Annotated in this window: 12 protein-coding genes; 3 read left to right on the top strand and 9 right to left on the bottom strand. The window is 58.6% G+C overall.

The genetic code is table 11. The features are described from left to right. The first annotated feature begins 312 nt into the window (after positions 1-312). Entirely contained in the window at positions 313-2,259 is a 1,947-nt protein-coding gene (locus tag ACFVTJ_RS15070) for a M23 family metallopeptidase (protein ID WP_386908650.1), read from the top strand. 73 nt (positions 2,260-2,332) lie between these two features. Here the strand turns inward: ACFVTJ_RS15070 and clpB are convergent, their stop codons facing one another. The 6 genes from clpB to ACFVTJ_RS15040 all read right to left on the bottom strand — a co-directional run bounded on the left by clpB (position 2,333) and on the right by ACFVTJ_RS15040 (position 12,200). After that, positions 2,333-4,957, bottom strand: a complete 2,625-nt coding sequence (clpB, locus tag ACFVTJ_RS15065; protein ID WP_386908648.1) for an ATP-dependent chaperone ClpB — start codon at positions 4,955-4,957, stop codon at positions 2,333-2,335. A 367-nt stretch (positions 4,958-5,324) separates the two neighbouring features. Further along, on the bottom strand, positions 5,325-6,110 hold the full coding sequence (locus ACFVTJ_RS15060; protein ID WP_386908646.1) for a DUF4167 domain-containing protein: 786 nt from the start codon (positions 6,108-6,110) through the stop codon (positions 5,325-5,327). Positions 6,111-6,505: 395 nt separating this feature from the next. Then, positions 6,506-7,375 carry a peptide chain release factor N(5)-glutamine methyltransferase gene (gene prmC / locus ACFVTJ_RS15055; RefSeq protein WP_386908644.1) on the bottom strand — a complete coding sequence of 290 codons (870 nt, stop codon included), beginning with the start codon at positions 7,373-7,375 and terminating at the stop codon, positions 6,506-6,508. Further along, positions 7,372-8,451 carry a peptide chain release factor 1 gene (gene prfA, locus ACFVTJ_RS15050; RefSeq protein ID WP_386908642.1) on the bottom strand — a complete coding sequence of 360 codons (1,080 nt, stop codon included), beginning with the start codon at positions 8,449-8,451 and terminating at the stop codon, positions 7,372-7,374. Before prfA ends, prmC begins: the two co-directional genes overlap by 4 nt. A 29-nt stretch (positions 8,452-8,480) precedes the next feature. Next, the gene (gene ptsP, locus ACFVTJ_RS15045) at positions 8,481-10,748 is read right to left on the bottom strand and encodes a phosphoenolpyruvate--protein phosphotransferase (RefSeq protein WP_386908641.1); all 2,268 of its coding nucleotides are present in this window, start codon (positions 10,746-10,748) and stop codon (positions 8,481-8,483) included. Between the two features lie 174 nt (positions 10,749-10,922). Then, a complete protein-coding gene (locus ACFVTJ_RS15040; RefSeq protein WP_386908668.1) occupies positions 10,923-12,200 on the bottom strand; it encodes an aspartate kinase in 1,278 nt (425 codons plus the stop codon). Positions 12,201-12,588: 388 nt separating this feature from the next. Between ACFVTJ_RS15040 and ACFVTJ_RS15035 the strand changes: the two genes are divergently transcribed. Continuing rightward, positions 12,589-14,436, top strand: coding sequence for a DEAD/DEAH box helicase (locus ACFVTJ_RS15035; protein WP_386908639.1), 1,848 nt, complete (start codon positions 12,589-12,591; stop codon positions 14,434-14,436). Positions 14,437-14,527: 91 nt separating this feature from the next. Here the strand turns inward: ACFVTJ_RS15035 and ACFVTJ_RS15030 are convergent, their stop codons facing one another. Beyond that, positions 14,528-14,974 carry a hypothetical protein gene (locus ACFVTJ_RS15030; RefSeq protein ID WP_386908637.1) on the bottom strand — a complete coding sequence of 149 codons (447 nt, stop codon included), beginning with the start codon at positions 14,972-14,974 and terminating at the stop codon, positions 14,528-14,530. A 105-nt stretch (positions 14,975-15,079) separates the two neighbouring features. On the opposite strand from ACFVTJ_RS15030, the gene ACFVTJ_RS15025 reads away from it, so the two are divergent. Continuing rightward, entirely contained in the window at positions 15,080-15,715 is a 636-nt protein-coding gene (locus ACFVTJ_RS15025) for a TetR/AcrR family transcriptional regulator (RefSeq protein WP_386908636.1), read from the top strand. Between the two features lie 63 nt (positions 15,716-15,778). On the opposite strand, the gene ACFVTJ_RS15020 is transcribed toward ACFVTJ_RS15025, so the two are convergent. Then, positions 15,779-17,017 (bottom strand): saccharopine dehydrogenase family protein, encoded by a 1,239-nt coding sequence (locus ACFVTJ_RS15020; RefSeq protein WP_386908634.1) that lies wholly within the window; start codon positions 17,015-17,017, stop codon positions 15,779-15,781. Between the two features lie 59 nt (positions 17,018-17,076). Continuing rightward, the gene (nspC, locus tag ACFVTJ_RS15015; RefSeq protein ID WP_386908632.1) at positions 17,077-18,174 is read right to left on the bottom strand and encodes a carboxynorspermidine decarboxylase; all 1,098 of its coding nucleotides are present in this window, start codon (positions 18,172-18,174) and stop codon (positions 17,077-17,079) included. Positions 18,175-18,441 lie beyond the last annotated feature (267 nt).

Below are 18,441 nucleotides of genomic sequence, written 5' to 3'. Positions count from 1 at the left end.
AAAATTGAATTTAAAAGGGTATTTCGATTTCTGGCGTCTGTGGACGGCAAAAAGGCCCGCGAACGTATCGGCTTTTGCACAGGAGAAGCGTGCCTGGAGCAATGCGGCAGGGTCTGCGCCTTCTTTTAGCCCGGTTCCTCACTAATTGCTTTGCTAACGAAGCGTTAAAATCAGGCCTGTTCGCGCAGGTCCTTATATAGCGCGCTGCAATGTAATTGCCTTGACGTCGATGGATTTGACTCACGGCTTTGAAAGTTGCACACCTTCGCCTGAAGTTTCTGGAGAGCGCATGACCGACGGGGCACAGCTAGTATGACTGCGGATCGCAATGTGATCCGGTCGCTAGGTACGGAACCGCCAATTCTGGCGGAAGGCCGACGTGCACCCGATCGTCGCGAAATTTCGCTCCGATGGCTCTCCGGCACATTCCTCACCGGCATCACCTCTTCCATATTGATGGGGGTTGCGCTGTTTGCGGCACTCGACGGTCGCCAACAGCTTGCCATTCCCGCCGAAGCCTTCGCCAAGGCGGATATGGGCAACAATGCCACGGAGGCCGCCCGGCGCGGCACCCGCCTTGTCGCACCGAACATCGCGGCCCGGCCGTCCGACCGTTCGATCATGGAAGTTTCCACCGTCATCAATGAAGGCGACAAGGAAGTGGTCCGCAAGGTCCCCTTCTCTCACGTCAAGATTCCGCTGGCTTCCAATTATGCCAAGCAGGATGACTATCCCGCCTTCGATCCTCTGAATATCTTTGCCAGCAATGAAGACAAGGATGCTCCCACCCCGGCGGCGAGCCGCACAGGTACGATCTACGGCTCCGAGGTGGAATCCGAAGTCAGCCTGAAAACCGTTGCCTTTCCCGTCCAGCATTCCAAATATGCCTTTGCCGGCTCCCTGAGCTTCGATGAGGTCGAGGAGGCGGTACGTTCGAACGGCTCCATCCTGACTGACGGTAACGAGCAGGTTGCTGCCCTTTATTACATCGACCCGCGCCGTTTCGATAATGATGAGGGTGACGTCGACATTACCGCGGGCCTTGCTGCCCGCGTTGTTGAACAGAACATGTCGGTTTCCACCCCGCAATCGCCGTCCGCGCCCGTCAAGGAATATGCCGACGACGTGATCCCTTCCCGCCAGACCGAGACGATCGAAGCCGCCCTGTTCGGCGCCGGTTATTCGAAGGCGCAGTCGTCCGAGATTGCGAAGCTTCTGTCACCGCAGATCCAGTCGGAGAATGTCGAGAGCGGCGATGTGCTGCGCGTCGGCATTATCCAGGAAGACGAGAAAAGCGACATCGTCCGCGTCAGCCTTTACCGCAAGGGCCGCCACATGGTCACCATGGCCATCGATGACCGCAAGAATTTCGTCAAGGCCAGCGAACCGCCCAAGCTCGACGCGGTGGCGACCGCCTTCGACAGCACACCGGCACCGGCCGCCGGCCGCGATTTGCCCAGTGTCTATGACGGGGTTTATCGTGCGGCTCTCGCTTATGGCATGAACCAGAGCATGGTCTCGCAGTTGATCAAGCTTCTTGCCAGCAGCGTCGATTTCCAGGCGCAGCTGAAACCCACCGACACGCTGGAAGCCTTCTTTTCGGTGGAAGATGCGGACGGCAAGGCGACGGACAAATCCGAGCTTCTTTACGTCAACGCCAAATTTGGTGACAACGAGACACGGTTTTACCGGTTCCAGAACCCGGATGACAACAGCGTCGATTACTTCGACGAGAACGGCAAGAGCATCCGGCAATTCCTGTTGCGCAACCCCGTCCCGAACGGCCGCATGACCTCCGGTTTCGGCATGCGCCGCCATCCTGTCCTGAAATTCAGCCGCATGCATACCGGCACCGACTGGGCGGCCGCCCGCGGCACGCCGATTATCGCGACCGGCAACGGCATCGTGGAAAAAGCCGGCTGGGCCTCCGGTTACGGCAATCAGACGCTGATCCGCCATGCCAATGGCTATGTTTCCTCCTATAACCACCAGAGCGCCATCGCCAAGGGCGTCACCGAGGGCTCCAAGGTCCGGCAGGGTCAGGTAATCGGTTATGTTGGTTCCACCGGCCTTTCGACCGGAGCGCATCTGCACTACGAGTTGATCGTGAACGGCACCAAGGTTGATGCGATGAAGGTGCGCCTGCCGGGCGGCAAGTCGCTTTCCGGTGTGGCGCTGGCGCGTTTCTCCGACGAGAGAAAACGCATCGACAATCTGCTCAACATCGATGAAAAACCCAATCAGGTGGCGAGCCGCTGATCCCCAGGAAATTTACGGCCGACAATTCCGACCTGATCAAATGAAAAGGGCTCCGTTTCCGGAGCCCTTTATTTTATGCCGCATCGGCCGTTTCGGTCTCGGCCTCACCCTTGGCGGGCTTGACCTTGAACAGAAGCCGGTCGGTGCCAGAGGTTACCTTGACCCGCGAACCATCGGGGATTTCACCGCCGAGGATCATCTCCGCCAGCCGATCCTGAACCGATTTCTGGATCACCCGCTTCAGCGGACGCGCACCATAAGCCGGATCGTAACCCTTGTTGGCAAGCCAGTTGCGGGCATCCTCATCCAGTTCGAGCGTAATCTTGCGATCAGCCAGAAGAGAGACGAGACGCTTCAACTGGATTTCCACGATCGCACCCATTTCGTCGCGCCGCAGGCGGTGGAACAGGATGATATCGTCGATACGGTTGAGGAATTCCGGCCGGAAATGAGACCGAACCCGCTCCATCACCAGTTCGCGAACCGAATCCACGTCGTCATTGTCGCCCATCTGCGTCATGAATTCCGAACCGAGGTTCGAGGTCATGATGATGATGGTGTTCTTGAAATCGACGGTGCGGCCCTGGCCATCCGTCAGGCGGCCGTCATCCAGCACCTGCAAGAGGACGTTGAACACATCCGGATGCGCTTTTTCGATCTCGTCGAACAGCACGACCTGATAGGGCCGGCGGCGAACCGCTTCCGTGAGCGCCCCACCCTCTTCGTAACCGACATAGCCGGGAGGCGCACCGATGAGCCGGGCAACGGAGTGTTTCTCCATATATTCCGACATATCGAGGCGAACCATCGCGGTTTCGTCGTCGAACAGGAAGCGGGCCAGGGACTTGGTCAGCTCGGTCTTGCCCACGCCCGTCGGGCCAAGGAAGATGAACGAACCGATCGGCCGGTTGGGATCCTGCAGGCCGGCACGCGAACGGCGAACCGCCTTGGAAACCGCCTGAACAGCCTCACCCTGCCCGACAACGGACTTGGCAAGTTCGTCTTCCATGCGCAACAGCTTTTCGCGCTGGCCTTCCAGCATTTTATCAACCGGAATGCCGGTCCAGCGGGAGACGACATGGGCGATATTGTCCGGCGTCACCACTTCCTGAACCATCGAACCGGCGCCGCTGCTATCGCGGGCTTCCGCCGCAGCCAGTTCCTTTTCGAGGCCCGGAATGATGCCATAGGTCAACTCGCCGGCACGCTGGAACTGACCGTTGCGCTGAGCGATCGCCAGTTCGTTGCGGGCCTCATCCAGCCGCTTCTTGAGATCAGCGGCATGGCCGAGCTTCTGCTTTTCCGCCTGCCAGCGGGCCGTCAGTGCATCTGCCTTTTCTTCCGTATCGGCCAGTTCATCCTCGAGCTTCCTCAAACGATCGACGGAGGACTGGTCCGTCTCCTGCTTCAGGGCTTCGCGCTCGATCTTCAGTTGAATGATACGGCGATCCAGTTCGTCCAGTTCTTCCGGCTTGGAATCCACCTGCATACGAAGACGCGAGGCGGCCTCGTCCATAAGGTCGATTGCTTTGTCGGGCAGGAACCGGTCGGTAATGTAGCGGTTGGAAAGCGTCGCAGCCGCAACCAGGGCCGAATCCGAGATGCGGACCTTGTGGTGCTGTTCGTATTTTTCCTTCAAACCGCGCAGGATCGAAATCGTATCTTCAACGGTCGGTTCATCCACCAGAACGGGCTGGAAACGGCGGGCAAGGGCCGGATCCTTTTCCACATGCTTGCGATATTCATCGAGCGTGGTGGCGCCAACGCAGTGCAGCTCACCGCGAGCAAGCGCGGGCTTCAGCAGATTGGACGCATCCATTGCGCCATCGGCCTTACCGGCGCCGACCAGCGTGTGCATCTCATCGATGAACAGGATGATACCGCCATTTTCGGCCTGCACTTCGTTGAGCACAGCCTTCAGTCGTTCTTCGAATTCACCGCGATATTTTGCACCGGCGATCAGCGCGCCCATATCGAGCGCCATCAGCTTCTTGTCTTTCAGGCTCTCAGGCACGTCACCATTGACGATGCGCAGCGCAAGACCTTCCGCAATCGCCGTTTTACCGACGCCGGGTTCACCGATCAGTACGGGATTGTTCTTGGTACGGCGAGACAGCACCTGAATGGTACGGCGGATTTCATCGTCGCGACCGATAACAGGGTCCAGCTTGCCTTCGCGGGCCTCTTCCGTCAGGTCGCGCGCATATTTCTTCAGCGCGTCAAAGCCCTGTTCGGCATTGGCGCTGTCGGCTGTGCGGCCCTTGCGGATATCGTTGATGACCTGATTGAGCGCCTGTGCGGTCGCACCCGCCTTTTTCAGGGAAACCGAGGTGGAGGCGGAGCTCTCGATCGCAAGCGCCTGCAACAGACGCTCGACGGTCACGAAACTGTCGCCGGCCTTCTTGGCAAGATCTTCTGCGGTCGAAAACACCTTCGCGAGCGGAGCCGTCAGCGCAAGGCCGCCATTGCCGCCGGAAACCTTGGGCAATTTTGCCAGTGCCGCGTCATTGGCGAGACGCGCTTCCTTGGCGTCGCCGCCCGCACGCTCGATCAGCGATGCGGCCATGCCCTGCTCATCATCAAGCAGAACTTTCAGAACGTGTTCCGGCGAGAACTGCTGATGGTTTTCGGCCAGCGCAAAAGTCTGCGCCGATTGCAGGAAACCGCGAACGCGCTCGGAGTATTTTTCAATATTCATAATCGAACCTCCATAGACCGGCCCGCCCGCTTTCGGCACGGCTCCGGGTGTTAGGGTTGAGGCTCCCTCAAAGGCAAGCCCCGCTACGACAGCCGTGTTCAAAGGATTTCACGATTGCCGCCTCTTGAAGATCGGTCGCCGACAAATCCGGCTTCCATCCTTCCTGCACGAATATGGGAAGCATTTTCATCGGTTTAAAGGGGACAAAATCCACCGTTGGGGAAATTTTCATGCGAACTGACAGGCGTCAATTCGCCCGTTCAATCATTTCCCTGCGGGCGGAAGATTGTCCATCGCCGATCACCAAAAACAAAAAACTCCGGCAGGCCGGAGTTTTTCAATCGCAGAGTGATTTTGTAGACGCTGCTTATTCGGCAGCGTTCTCAAGCGTCGCTGGCGCATCTTCACCGGCCGGCGCATCTTCGCCTTCGGCACCTTCCGCAGCGGCGGCGCGGCGCGGGCGGCGCGGACGCGGACCGGTTGCACGGCGCGTCTTCGGAGCACGTTCAGCCGCCGGAGCTTCCGCCTGCTGCTGCTCTTCCTCAACGGCCACTTCCATGGGCGTGCCTTCGATGACGGGTTGCGGCGCCTGGCTGGCGTCGTAGACCGGCGGCTGCTGTTCGGCGGCCACCTGCGGCTGGCGCGGCTGACGCTCCTGCCGTTCGCGACGATCGGGACGCTCACGACGCTCCTGGCGCGGTTCGTTCCGCTCGGTACGCTCCTGGCGTTCCGGTTGCTGCGTCCGCTCGGCCTGTTCGGCCTGCTGCGGTGCAACGACGTTATCGTCGCCGTCGTTCATATCCATCTCGTCGCCATCCGCGGCATTGTATTCGCCGCGGTCATCGCGCTGGAAGCGTTCCTGCATCTGGGCCTGAGCCGAAGCAATGATGCGGTTGTAATGTTCAGCGTGCTGCAGATAGTTCTCAGCCATCACGCGGTCGCCGGAACTCTGCGCGTCGCGCGCCAGAGCCGCGTATTTTTCCGCTATGTGCTGGGCTGTGCCACGAATTTTAACATCGGGGCCGGAGCTGTCATAAGTCCTGGTGAGCGGGTTACCGCCCTTGCGGTTAAAGTTATTGTTGTTACCGCCACCATTGTTATTGTTGTTGCTTCCACGCCCCCGGCCGCGCTTGTTTTGCTGTCCTGGCCTCATCAATTGCTCACCTGAATTCTGTTTTGCTGACAATCTGGTTGTTTTCATGCAATTCCGGGCGGAAAACCGCTGGAAATTTTTCCTGAAATTGCTCCATCACGCGCCTTGCCGAAGATAACTCCCGGGCAAGGCCTCGCGTATGACGACCGGCTGCGCAAATGCTGCACCGTGCCGCCTGCGAACAAAGTTTACTGATTCACATACTGGAAACGCCCAGCCTTCAGGGTTCTCAAAAGAACCCGCTTCGGGACTGACCCATACCCTGACGAATCTCAGTTCGTCCTCAGCCACCCAGCATGTGGCCGCAAACTATCCCGCTTCCTGCGGAAATCCAAGCCTTTTCTTTTGCTGTGCAAAATATCCTTGCAAAAAATCCGCAGACATATCGCCAACAACTATCTCCGGAAGGTCAAAACTCGATCATTACCGCCATAATCCTTGACGGCGTCCAGAAGAGAGAAGCCGTGGGAAGCAAATATAGCGGAAACATCAAGCCTTTGATCGAAACCGATCTCCACACCGACAATCCCGTTTTCCACAAGAAAGCGGTCCGCATCGGCGGCGATGAGGCGGTACGGTGCAAGGCCGTCCTGACCTCCGTCCAGCGCTGCCATCGGGTCGTAGTTACGAACCTCCTGGTCGAGCGTTGCGACGACATCAGTTCTTATATAGGGCGGATTCGACACAATTATGTCAAAGCGACCAGAGATTTTTTCGAACCAGTCACTGCGAATAGTCTCAAAGCGTTTTCCGAGGCCGTTTCGGGCCGCATTTTTGGTCGCTGTCTCCAGCGCATCAATGGAGATGTCGCTGCCGATGCCCGTCGCTTCGGGGCATTCCTTGAGAAGCGCCAGGCAAATAGCGCCCGTGCCTGTACCCATGTCGAGAATGCGGGCGCTGCCCTTGGCGGAAACAATTTTTCTCAGCGCGGGCAACAGCGTGTCGACCAGAACTTCCGTATCCGGCCGAGGTTCGAGCGTTTCCTTCGACAACAGAAGATCAAGGCCATGAAACTCGCGGTGACCGAGAATGCGGTGAACGGGCTCGCCGCTGGCCCGACGTTCGATCATGGCGACGATACGGGCATTTTCTTCCACCGTGACCGGACGGTCTGGCTTCATCACGAAATCGGTCAAAGAGAAACCGACGACTTCCGCAATCAAAAGCCGCACATCGAGAAGCGGGTCGTCGATCCCGGCTGCCTGCAGCCTTTTGCGGGCGGCGGCAAGCGCGCTCGCGACGCTCCCTTCGCCCGCCGTACTCAAAGCTGCTCGCCGAGCTGGGCGAGTTGTCCCGCCTGATAATCGGCGATCAGCGCATCCACGAGTTCATCGATCTCACCCTCGATCATGCGATCCAGCTTGTAGAGCGTGAGATTGATACGGTGATCGGTGACGCGACCCTGCGGGAAATTATAGGTGCGGATGCGCTCGGAGCGGTCGCCGGAACCCACCTGGCTCTTGCGGTCGGCAGAGCGTTCGCTCTCCACCTTCTGGCGCTCGATATCGTAAAGGCGCGAGCGAAGAACCTGCATGGCCTTGGCGCGGTTCTGGTGCTGCGATTTTTCCGAGCTGGTGACGATTATACCTGTTGGAAGATGGGTGATGCGAACGGCCGAGTCGGTGGTGTTAACGTGCTGGCCGCCTGCGCCCGAAGCGCGCATCGTGTCGATGCGGATATCTTCCGGGCGGATTTCGATATCGATATCCTCCGCTTCCGGCAGAACGGCAACCGTGGCGGCGGACGTATGGATGCGACCGCTCGCTTCCGTCTCCGGCACGCGCTGCACCCGGTGGACGCCGGATTCGAATTTCAGCTTGGAGAACACCCCTCGCCCGCTGATCGTAGCGATGATTTCCTTGTAACCGCCCGCTTCACCCTCGCTGGCGGAAAGAACCTCCACCTTCCAGCCCTTGGAAGCAGCAAAGCGCTCATACATGCGAAAAAGATCGCCGGCGAACAGTGCCGCCTCGGAACCGCCGGTTCCGGCGCGAATTTCGAGGATCGCGCTTTTTTCGTCCGCCGCATCCTTTGGCAACAGCAGGACTTGCATGTCCTTTTCAAGCTCTTCGATGCGGCTCTCGATTTCCGGCAGCTCCATTTCCGCCAGATCGCGCATATCCTTGTCGGTTGTCTTATCGGCAAGTAGCGCTTCGAGATCGGCGGCCTCGGAGATCGCCTTCTCGTATTCGCGAATTTTCTTCACCACCGGCTCGAGTTCGGAATATTCCGAAGCCAGCTTCACATAAACATCCGCGGCAGGCCCGGCCGACATACGCGCTTCGATTTCACCGAAACGTCTTTCCAACTCGCGCATTTTTTCGACGGGAAGCTTCGCCACCAGTCACTCCAATACTGAAACAGGTCTTGTTAGATGGGAATGGAATGCGTCGCTGCAAAGCGTAACAACACCTCGCGCGCGCTTTCCAGCGAATTGTGATCGTCCAGTGCCGCGTTCAGTTCCTCGGCAAGGCTTGCGGCATCAAGACCCAGCAGCATCGCCTTGACCGGACCGATCGCCGTTGGCGACATGGAAACCGAGCGGAAACCGAGGCCGATCAAAGCCATGGCCGAAAGCGGCTTGCTCGCCATTTCGCCGCACAGCGTGACCGAAGTGTGGTGCCTTTCACCCGCGCGCACGATATCGCGCAGAATACGCAGGAACGGCTTGCCGAGATTGTCGAAACGATCCGAAACCCTCGCATTGCCGCGATCGACCGCCATGGAAAACTGGAACAGGTCATTCGATCCGACGGAGACGAAATCCACCTCCTGCATCAGCTCATCGAGCTGCCACATCAGCGACGGAACTTCCAGCATGGCGCCGAATTGCAGCTTTTTCGGCAGCGCATGGCTGAATTTCGAAAGGTGCTGCACTTCCTTCTGCAGAAGATCGCGTGCCGCCCGGATTTCGGAGACCTCGGTCACCATCGGCAGCATCATGCGCAGTTCAGCACCGGAGGCAGCGCGCAGAAGCGCGCGCATCTGCGTGCGCATCAGGCCCGGCCGGTCGAGCGACAGGCGGATCGCCCGCCAGCCGAGTGCCGGATTTTCCTCTTCCTGCCCGCGCATATAAGAAACGACCTTGTCACCGCCGATATCCAGCGTGCGGAAGGTGACGCTCTTGCCCTTGGCCTGGCGCAGAACGGAGCGGTAGAAAGCCTCCTGCTCCTCGCCCTTCGGCATGTTGGAGGCGATCATGAATTGCAGCTCGGTGCGGAACAGCCCGATGCCGTCGGCGCCGGATTCCTCCAGCTGCGGCAGGTCAACCAGCAGGCCCGCATTCATCTTCAGATTGACCTTCTGGCCATCCTTGGTGATCGGCTCGACATTGCGAAGCGCACGGAACTGCTCCTGACGCTTGGCGCGCAGGCGAACTTTCTCTTCATAGGCGCGCTGCAAATCCGACATCGGCCGCAGATGCACCTGACCATCATCACCATCGATGATGATCGGATCGTTATTTTCCGCCAGCGCGACGATGCCCGTCGCCTGGCCGATGATCGGAATACCCATGGCACGGGCCACGATCACGACATGGCTCGTCACCGCGCCGTCTTCCAACACAAGACCACGCAATTTCTCACGTGGATAATCCAGCAATTCGGCAGCGCCCATGGCGCGTGCAAGAACGATGGCATCGAGCGGGAAATCCTGCTCCGGGCTACGCCCGCCAAAACCGATGAGCTGACGCAGCAGCCGGTTGGCGAGGTCGTCGAAATCATGCATGCGCTCGCGAAGGTAAGGATCGGTCAGGCGCATCATGCGCGCCTTGGTGTCGCTCTGTACCTTCTCGACCGCGGCTTCCGCCGTCAGGCCGTTGCGGATGGCCTCTTCCATGCGCCGCACCCAGCCCTGATCATGGGCGAACATGCGGTAGGTTTCGAGAACCTCGCGGTGTTCGCCTTCGGTCGGCACGTCACGCCGCTGCAACATGTCGTCGATCGACAGGCGCAGCGAACCGATGGCGTCGGCAAGACGGCGGATTTCCGTGTCCGCATCTTCGTTCAGAAGATTGGTGACAACGATTCGGGGGTCATGGAGAACAACATGGCCAAGGCCGATGCCTTCGCCGTAGGCATCGCCGTCGATGGACACCGCGCGCGTCAGGTCCAGCTCCACGCCGGGGCGGGTGATTTTCTTCAATTCACCGCTCGCCACTATTTCAGCGATGAGCATCGCAGTTGTCTCGAGCGCTTCAACTTCATCCTCCCGGTATGTTCGGCTGGCCTTGTTCTGGACCACAAGAACGCCAAGAGTGCGACCGGAGCGCAAAATCGGCACGCCGAGGAAGGAATGATAAATTTCCTCACCGGTTTCAGGAAGATAACGGAATGCGGGATGCGCCTGCGCATCGGAAAGATTGAGCGGTTGGGCGGAAGCGGCAATGGTGCCGACAAGACCCTGCCCCATTTTCAGCTGGGCAAGATGCACGGCATCCTTGTTGAGACCTTCGGTGGCGTAAAGCTCGAGCACGCTGTCGGAACGCAGCACGTAGACCGAGCAAACCTCCGCCACCATGTTGCTGGCAATCTGACGGACGATCTGGTCCAGACGCTCCTGCGGTTCAAGGTGCTCCGCCATCATTTCGCGCAGCCGCTTGAGCAGGACACGCGGACCTGCGGAAAGGTCTCTCATCGCGTTTGCTCCCCGACGCTTCCGACCCGAATGTCATAATATTCGAGAATCAAAACGTCATTTAAAAATTTATAGCGCGAGAAGCGCGTCCCGCAAGGGACACGCTTTCATGAAACGCCACATCGGAAGAACGCAACTCCGAAGAATCGGAGCATCGGAAACCGATGTCTGGGTTCAAGCCTTATCGAGACCGTAGGCGGAATGCAAAGTGCGAACCGCAAGTTCGGCATAGGCGCCGTCGATCAGGATCGAAATCTTGATCTCTGACGTGGTGATCGCCTTAATGTTAATGTTCTTCTCGGCCAGTGCCTTGAACGCGCTGGCGGCAACGCCGGCGTGGCTGCGCATGCCGATACCGATGACCGAAACCTTGGCCAAGCCGGTTTCGTTCTGGGCGACGTCAAAACCGATCTGGGCCTTGTTGTCATCGAGAACCTTGAGCGCCTTGGCAACGTCACCAGAGGGAACGGTGAAGGTCATGTCGGTGCGCGAACCATCTTCGGAAATGTTCTGCACGATCATGTCGACATTGATATGCGCTTCCGCCAGAGGCCCGAAGATCGCGGCGGAGACGCCCGGACGATCGGCCACGCGGCGCAGCGAGATCTGTGCTTCATCCTTGGCATAGGCGATGCCGGTTACGACTTCCTGTTCCACGATTTCATCCTCGTCACAAATCAAAGTACCGGGCGGGTTGATGAGGTCGCCCATGCCCGGCGCATCGGGATCCTCGAAACTGGAGCGAACGAAGGTGCGCACCTTGTGTACCATGGCAAGCTCGACCGAGCGCACCTGCAGAACCTTCGCGCCGAGAGATGCCATTTCGAGCATTTCCTCGAAAGCGATCTTCTTCATGCGGCGAGCCTTGGGCTCAATGCGCGGATCGGTCGTGTAGACGCCATCGACATCGGTATAGATGTCGCACCGATCCGCCTTCACGGCAGCGGCAATGGCAACGGCCGAGGTGTCCGAGCCGCCGCGGCCAAGCGTTGCGATGCGGTTATCGGGACCGATGCCCTGGAAACCGGCAACAACGGCAACCTGGCCTTCGCCCATGCGTTTCACGATATCCGAGCCGTCGATTTCCAGAATGCGGGCGGCGCCGTGCGCATTGTCGGTGCGGATCGGGATCTGCCAGCCCTGCCAGGAGCGCGCATTGATGCCCATGGATTGCAGCGTGATCGCCAGAAGACCTGACGTCACCTGCTCGCCGGATGCAACAACCGCGTCATATTCGCGCGCATCGTAAAAGGAAGCGGCATTGCTCCCCGTAATCTTTGCTGCGTTCTGCACCCAGTCAACCAACTCGTTGGTTTTACCGGACATGGCGGAAACGACCACGGCCACTTCATGGCCGGCATCCACTTCGCGTTTCACATGCCGTGCGACATTGTGAATGCGTTCGAGGTTCGCGACGGACGTGCCGCCGAATTTCATGACAATGCGAGCCATAGCCTTGACCAGTACCATCCCATTTTCCCGCCGGCTCCTTCAGGAAGCGGACGGACAAGAACAAACCCAGTCGGCCCTTCCTGAAAAGAGCCTCAAGTTGCGGGTCTCTTAGCGAAAAGGTGGGGGGCACGCAATGCCGTTTATGAACCATGCGGTACGCCTTTTTCCGGAGCGCAGCCCGGAACAATGGCAGGATGAAACGGCGACAGGATAAAGCACCTGTAAAAGAGCGTACCGCAGTGCACTGTACAAATGGGCCCATTCGCAGTATGAGCGCGGCAATGCAACCGGCCAGATGGCCGAAATGGCCCGTATCGGCTGCCCCGAAGACTCTAGGATCTATTGGTTTCGGGCGGATGCGGGCAGCTTCATATCCGAAAGACGGTAGATGACAGACACCCAGGGTATCGCCCCGGCGATCGCGCAGGCGTTGGAAAAACGCGGCTACAAAGATTTGACCCCCGTGCAGCAGGCCATGCTTGCGCCCGAACTCGCCGACAAGGACGCGCTGGTTTCCGCGCAGACCGGTTCCGGCAAGACCGTTGCCTTCGGCATCGCGCTCGCGACCACGCTGCTGCGTGACAATACCCGTTTCGGCCAGGCCGCTGCCCCTCTGGCTCTTGCCATCGCCCCCACACGCGAACTGGCCATGCAGGTGAAGCGCGAGCTGGAATGGCTTTACGAATTTGCCGGCGTCTCCATTGCTTCCTGCGTCGGCGGCATGGATATCCGCAATGAGCGCCGGGCGCTGGAGCGCGGTGCTCATATCGTCGTCGGCACGCCCGGCCGTCTCTGCGACCACATCAAGCGCAATGCGCTCGATCTCTCTTCGATCCGCGCTGTCGTGCTGGACGAAGCCGACGAAATGCTCGACCTCGGCTTCCGTGAAGATCTGGAATTCATTCTGGAAGAATCGCCCGAAGATCGCCGCACGCTGATGTTCTCGGCCACCGTGCCGCGCAGCATTGCCAAGCTTGCCGAAAGCTACCAGAAGAACGCCGTGCGCATCGCCACCGCTTCCGAACAGAAGCAGCATGTGGATATCGAATATCGCGCGCTTCTCGTCTCCCCTTCCGATCGCGAGAACGCCATCATCAATGCGCTGCGCTTTTACGAAGCCCGCAACGCCATCGTGTTCTGCTCCACCCGCGCCGCGGTAAACCACCTGACGGCCCGCCTGAACAATCGCGGCTTCTCCGTCGTGGCTCTCTCCGGCGAACTAACACAGAACGAGCGTACACATGCCCTGCAGGCCATGCGTGACGGCCGCGCCCGCGTTTGCGTGGCGACCGACGTTGCCGCCCGCGGTATCGACCTGCCCGGCCTCGAACTCGTCATCCATGCCGACCTGCCGACCAATTCCGAAACGCTTCTGCACCGTTCCGGCCGTACCGGCCGCGCCGGTCAGAAGGGCGTCAGCGCCATCGTGGTGCCGGTCAGCCAACGCCGCAAGGCCGAACGCCTGCTCGAAGGCGCCAAGGTCAGCGCCGCCTGGGTACACCCACCCTCCGTTGAAGAGATCGTTGAACGCGACGGCGCCCGGCTTCTGGCCGATCCTACGCTGAGCGAAGCAGTGGCGGATGACGAACGCGATTTCGTGACCAAGCTGCTGGAACAGCATGGCGCGGAGAAAGTCGCCGCTGCCTTTGTGCGCCTTTATCATGCTGGGCGCTCGGCACCGGAAGACATTTTCGAGGTCGCGCTCGATAACACCCGCAAGCCGCGCCGCGACAGTTTCGAAACACCTGAAAACAATGCGCCGCGTCGCGACAGGTCCGATTTCTCCGACAGCGCCTGGTTTTCGCTGTCAGTTGGCCGCAAGCAGAGCGCCGAGCCGCGCTGGCTTATCCCGATGCTGTGCCGTTTCGGCAAGATCACCCGCCAGGATATCGGCGCGATCCGCATGCAGCAGACGGAAACCTTCGTGGAACTGGCAGCCGATGCCGTCGACCGTTTCACTTCGGCCATCGGCAAGGACATGACACTGGAAAAGGGCATCCGCCTGAAGCAGATGGACGGCAAGCCGGAAATGACCGGCGCGGCCCGTGAAGACACGCGCCCGGCAAAGGCTCAGCGGAAATTCAGCAAGTCCGATAATGCGGCCGGTCCGCGTGACGACCGCAAGGGCGATGACAAACCCTGGAAGAAGAAAAAGCCCTTCGGCGACAAGCCGAAATACGAGGGCAAGAAGGACAAGCCCTTCGAGAAGCGCGGGCCGAAGCAGCCGAAGGGCTGATTGCCTTTCGCTCTATGACGCCTGAAAATCGAAGGCCCCGTTTTGAACGGGGCCTTTTTATTGCGCGTTCAACGAAATGTCCGAAGCATCCCTATTTGGTCGTCACTTCGACAAGGGCCGTGACCGGCTTGCCGTCAACCAGAACGGGCTTATGGTGATCATTCGCCAGCAGAATACCGATAACATGCCGCCCGGTCGGGCTAGCGCAATGGCCGAAACGCGCCTTGATCAGATCCCCGCCAAAATCGCTGTTCATGCTGTTATAGGCGCGGCCGGGAATATTGCACGTATCGCCTGAAGGGTCGATTTTCATATGCACGTGGCCGCATTGGCCGTTGTCTCCACATTGCCCGGCGGCAAGCAGCAGGAAATTGCTTTTGACGACGACGCCGATTGCGCGTTCAGGGTCATCCCCCAGCTCTATGACATCGCCGGCTTTCGGCCACACGATTTCGAGGGTCGGGCTGTCCCCGGCATGTGCGACAGCGAATGGAAGTAAGGTAAATGCGAGACTGAACTTTAAAAATAAACGCAGCATTGAAACCTCCTGAAAGAATGTAATCGATGCTTACATCAAGGGAGCGCTTTTGCGCAAGGGGAAAATAATCGGTGATTACATCCGCGTTCCATGGTAACGTTGGTCATGAGTACGAACACGAAAGCGAGTGGGGACAAGCCCTACCACCATGGCAATCTCGTCGATGAACTTGTCGCGGCAACGATCGCAATCATCGAGGAGCGAGGTGTTGAGAACATTTCCGTCCGCGAAGCCGCCAAGCGCGCCGGCGTCTCGCCGGGAGCGCCTTTCAGGCATTTCCGCTCGAAAACGGCTCTGATGACTGCTGTCGCGGAACAGGCGATGAACCGGCTGACCGAATCCGTCGAAACCGCAAGACGACAGGCCGGCAGTGACGATCCCCTCGTCGCCTTTGAAGCCATCGGCCACGGCTATCTGCGCTGGGCGCTAGCCAATCCGACGCATTTCGAGATCATCAGCTCGCGCACGCTGATCGATTTCAATTCGTCCGATATTCTGCGCGAGCAGAATGACGCCATCCGGCGCCTGATGGTCAGCCTGCTTGCGCAGGCGCGTGAAAACAGCCAGCTCGCAGAGGGCCTCGACCTCGACCAGCTCGTGCTGAGCTCCCGCGCGCTGGTCTATGGCCTTGCCCGCATGGCAATCGATGGGCATTTTCCGGAGTGGCATGTTGCAGAGCCCCCTTCGGAGGCGATGCATAAGGCATTGCACCTGTTCATCGGGCAGTTCCCCAAGGGATAGCCGCCAAAAGAAAAGCCCCGCTTTCGCGGGGCTTTTCCATTCCATCAATCAAAACGTCGGCAATCAGAATTCCAGCGCGCGATCGCCGTTTTCGTCCTTGATGCGGTTCGGAAGACCGATCTTGTTCAGAAGGTTCAGGAACGGCTTCGGCGGCAGTTCTTCAACGTTTGCCATCTGCTTCACATCCCATTCGCCTGTCGCGATCAACATCGCGGCAGCAACCGGCGGAACGCCTGCTGTGTAGGAAATGCCCTGTGAGCCGACTTCTTCATAGGCGTCCTTATGGTCGGCCACGTTATAGATGAAGACTTCGCGTTCCTTGCCGTCCTTGATGCCCTTGACGATATCGCCAATGCAGGTCTTGCCGACGTAATCGGGCGCCAGCGAAGATGGATCGGGCAGCACGGCCTTAACGACCTTCAGCGGCACGACTTCCAGACCTTCCGCCGTTTTGACCGGCTTTTCGGAGAGGAGGCCGAGGTTCTTCAGCACAGTGAAGACGTTGATATAGTGATCGCCGAAGCCCATCCAGAAGCGCACATCGGCACCGTCCATGTTCTTGGACAGCGAATGCACTTCGTCATGGCCGGTCATATAGGCCTTCTGCTTGCCGACGACAGGCAGGTCAAATTCCTGGCCGACTTCGAACATCTGGTTCGTCTGCCACTGGCCATTCTGCCAGGAATAGACGACGCCTGTGAATTCACGGAAATTGATTTCCGGGTCGAAGTTGGTCGAGAACCAGCGGCCATGGCTGCCGGCATTGATATCGACGATATCGACCGAGGTGACCTTGTCGAAATACTCATCCTTGGCAAGGCGCGCATAGGCGTTGACCACGCCCGGGTCGAAACCAACGCCGAGAATGGCGGTAATGCCCTTCTCCTTGCATTCCTCCGCGCGCTTCCACTCGTAGTTTCCGTACCACGGCGGCGCTTCGCAAATCTTGGTGGGATCCTCGTGGATCGCGGTATCCATATAGGCAACACCCGTGTCCATGCAGGCACGAAGAACGGACATGTTGACGAAAGCCGAACCGACATTGATGACGATTTCCACGCCGGTTTTCTTGATCAAGGCTTTCGTCGCCTCGATATCCATCGCGTCAAGCGCATGGGCCTCAAGTTTTACATCTGTCTTGAGGCTCTTCTTTTCGCGTACGGACTCGACAATCTTGCGGCACTTTCCCAAAGTCCGTGACGCAATATGAATGTCTCCCAATACATCGCTGTTCTGGGCGCATTTATGCGCCACGACCTGTGCTACGCCACCGGCGCCGATGATCAGAACGTTCTTCGTCATTTCAGGTGATGCCTCCTTTTCCCCGCAGGGATGAGCTTCGTTGATGTTAAAAACAGGGTTTAAGACAGGCTTTGCTCGAAATCGGCAAAGTCGAATTCACGAACGGCGCGGACGGTGCCGTCGAGTTCCTTGATGGCGATCGCCGGCATCTTCACGCCGTTGAACCAGTTCTTCTTGACCATGGTGTACCCCGCCGTGTCCTGGAAGGAGATGCGGTCGCCAACCTTCAACTCCTTGTCGAAGCGGAAATCGCCGAAAATATCGCCGGCGAGGCAAGACTTGCCGCAGACCATATAGGGATGTTCACCCTCGTTCGGCGAAACCTTGGCACTCTCACGATAAATCAGCAGATCGAGCATATGCGCTTCGATGGAGCTGTCGACGATGGCGAGGTTCTTGCCATTAAACAGCGTGTCGAGAACCGTCACTTCGAGCGTCGTGCTCTTCGTGATCGAGGCTTCGCCCGGCTCCAGATAGACCTGCACTCCATATTTTTCGGAGAAGGCCCGCAGACGGTCGCAGAACTGGTCGAGCGGATAATTGTCACCGGTAAAGTGGATACCGCCGCCAAGGCTCACCCACTCAGCACGCGATAGCAGCGATGCGAACTTTTCCTCAATCTGGGTCAACATGCGGTCAAACAGAGAGAAATCACCGTTTTCGCAGTTGTTGTGGATCATGAAACCGGAAATGCGGTCCATGACCTTGTCAACCTTGGCCACATCCCATTCGCCGAGACGGCTGAAGGGACGCGCGGGATCGGCAAGGTCGAAGCTCGAAGAGCTGACCTGCGGGTTGAGGCGCAGGCCACGGGTGATCCCGGAGGCCTTGTCCGCAAAACGCTCAAGCTGGCTGATGGAATTGAAGATGATCTTGTCCGCATTGGAGATCACCTCGTCGATTTCGTAATCGGCATAGGCAACGGAATAGGCGTGGGTTTCACCACCGAATTTCTCGCGGCCGAGACGCACCTCATAAAGCGACGACGAGGTGGTGCCGTCCATATATTGCGACATGAAATCGAATACGGACCATGTGGCGAAGCACTTCAGCGCCAGCAGCGCCTTGGCGCCGGATTTTTCCCGTACATAGGCAATCTTCTCCATGTTGCGGAGAAGTTTTGTCTTGTCGATGAGGTAATAGGGCGTCTGCAGCATGGCGTTTCACATATTGATTGAAGTCAAGGTCGGTCTTGGATGATGGGCCTTATATGATGCTTGTGACAGGAAAACAAATGTCCGGGCCCGAATTCCCGGAAAAATGCCCGGCGCGCCACCATGGTGGAACAAAACGCATAACGTAACGGAACCAAGCGCGTGTCGGCGCGTTTCAATCGCGGACAGGCGGGTTGTTTCTGCCGCCGCAACGGGAGTCAAGCGGCGATAGGCTTTGACATATCGCCATCTCCATCAACGATGTTCAGG

Source organism: Agrobacterium sp. NPDC058088 (genome assembly GCF_042885035.1).
Taxonomy (GTDB): Bacteria; Pseudomonadota; Alphaproteobacteria; order Rhizobiales; family Rhizobiaceae; genus Agrobacterium.
The sequence above is the reverse complement of the archived record's forward strand: the minus strand, read 5'-3'. Positions and strand labels throughout refer to the sequence as shown.

Bases quoted from the DNA above. Each gene is read 5' to 3' on its own strand.
- ACFVTJ_RS15070 (WP_386908650.1), top strand. From the start codon at position 313: ATGACTGCGGATCGCAATGTGATCCGGTCGCTAGGTACGGAACCGCCA.
- clpB (WP_386908648.1), bottom strand. From the start codon at position 4,957: ATGAATATTGAAAAATACTCCGAGCGCGTTCGCGGTTTCCTGCAATCG.
- ACFVTJ_RS15060 (WP_386908646.1), bottom strand. From the start codon at position 6,110: ATGAGGCCAGGACAGCAAAACAAGCGCGGCCGGGGGCGTGGAAGCAAC.
- ptsP (WP_386908641.1), bottom strand. From the start codon at position 10,748: ATGAGAGACCTTTCCGCAGGTCCGCGTGTCCTGCTCAAGCGGCTGCGC.
- ACFVTJ_RS15040 (WP_386908668.1), bottom strand. From the start codon at position 12,200: ATGGCTCGCATTGTCATGAAATTCGGCGGCACGTCCGTCGCGAACCTC.
- ACFVTJ_RS15035 (WP_386908639.1), top strand. From the start codon at position 12,589: ATGACAGACACCCAGGGTATCGCCCCGGCGATCGCGCAGGCGTTGGAA.
- ACFVTJ_RS15030 (WP_386908637.1), bottom strand. From the start codon at position 14,974: ATGCTGCGTTTATTTTTAAAGTTCAGTCTCGCATTTACCTTACTTCCA.
- ACFVTJ_RS15025 (WP_386908636.1), top strand. From the start codon at position 15,080: ATGAGTACGAACACGAAAGCGAGTGGGGACAAGCCCTACCACCATGGC.
- ACFVTJ_RS15020 (WP_386908634.1), bottom strand. From the start codon at position 17,017: ATGACGAAGAACGTTCTGATCATCGGCGCCGGTGGCGTAGCACAGGTC.
- nspC (WP_386908632.1), bottom strand. From the start codon at position 18,174: ATGCTGCAGACGCCCTATTACCTCATCGACAAGACAAAACTTCTCCGC.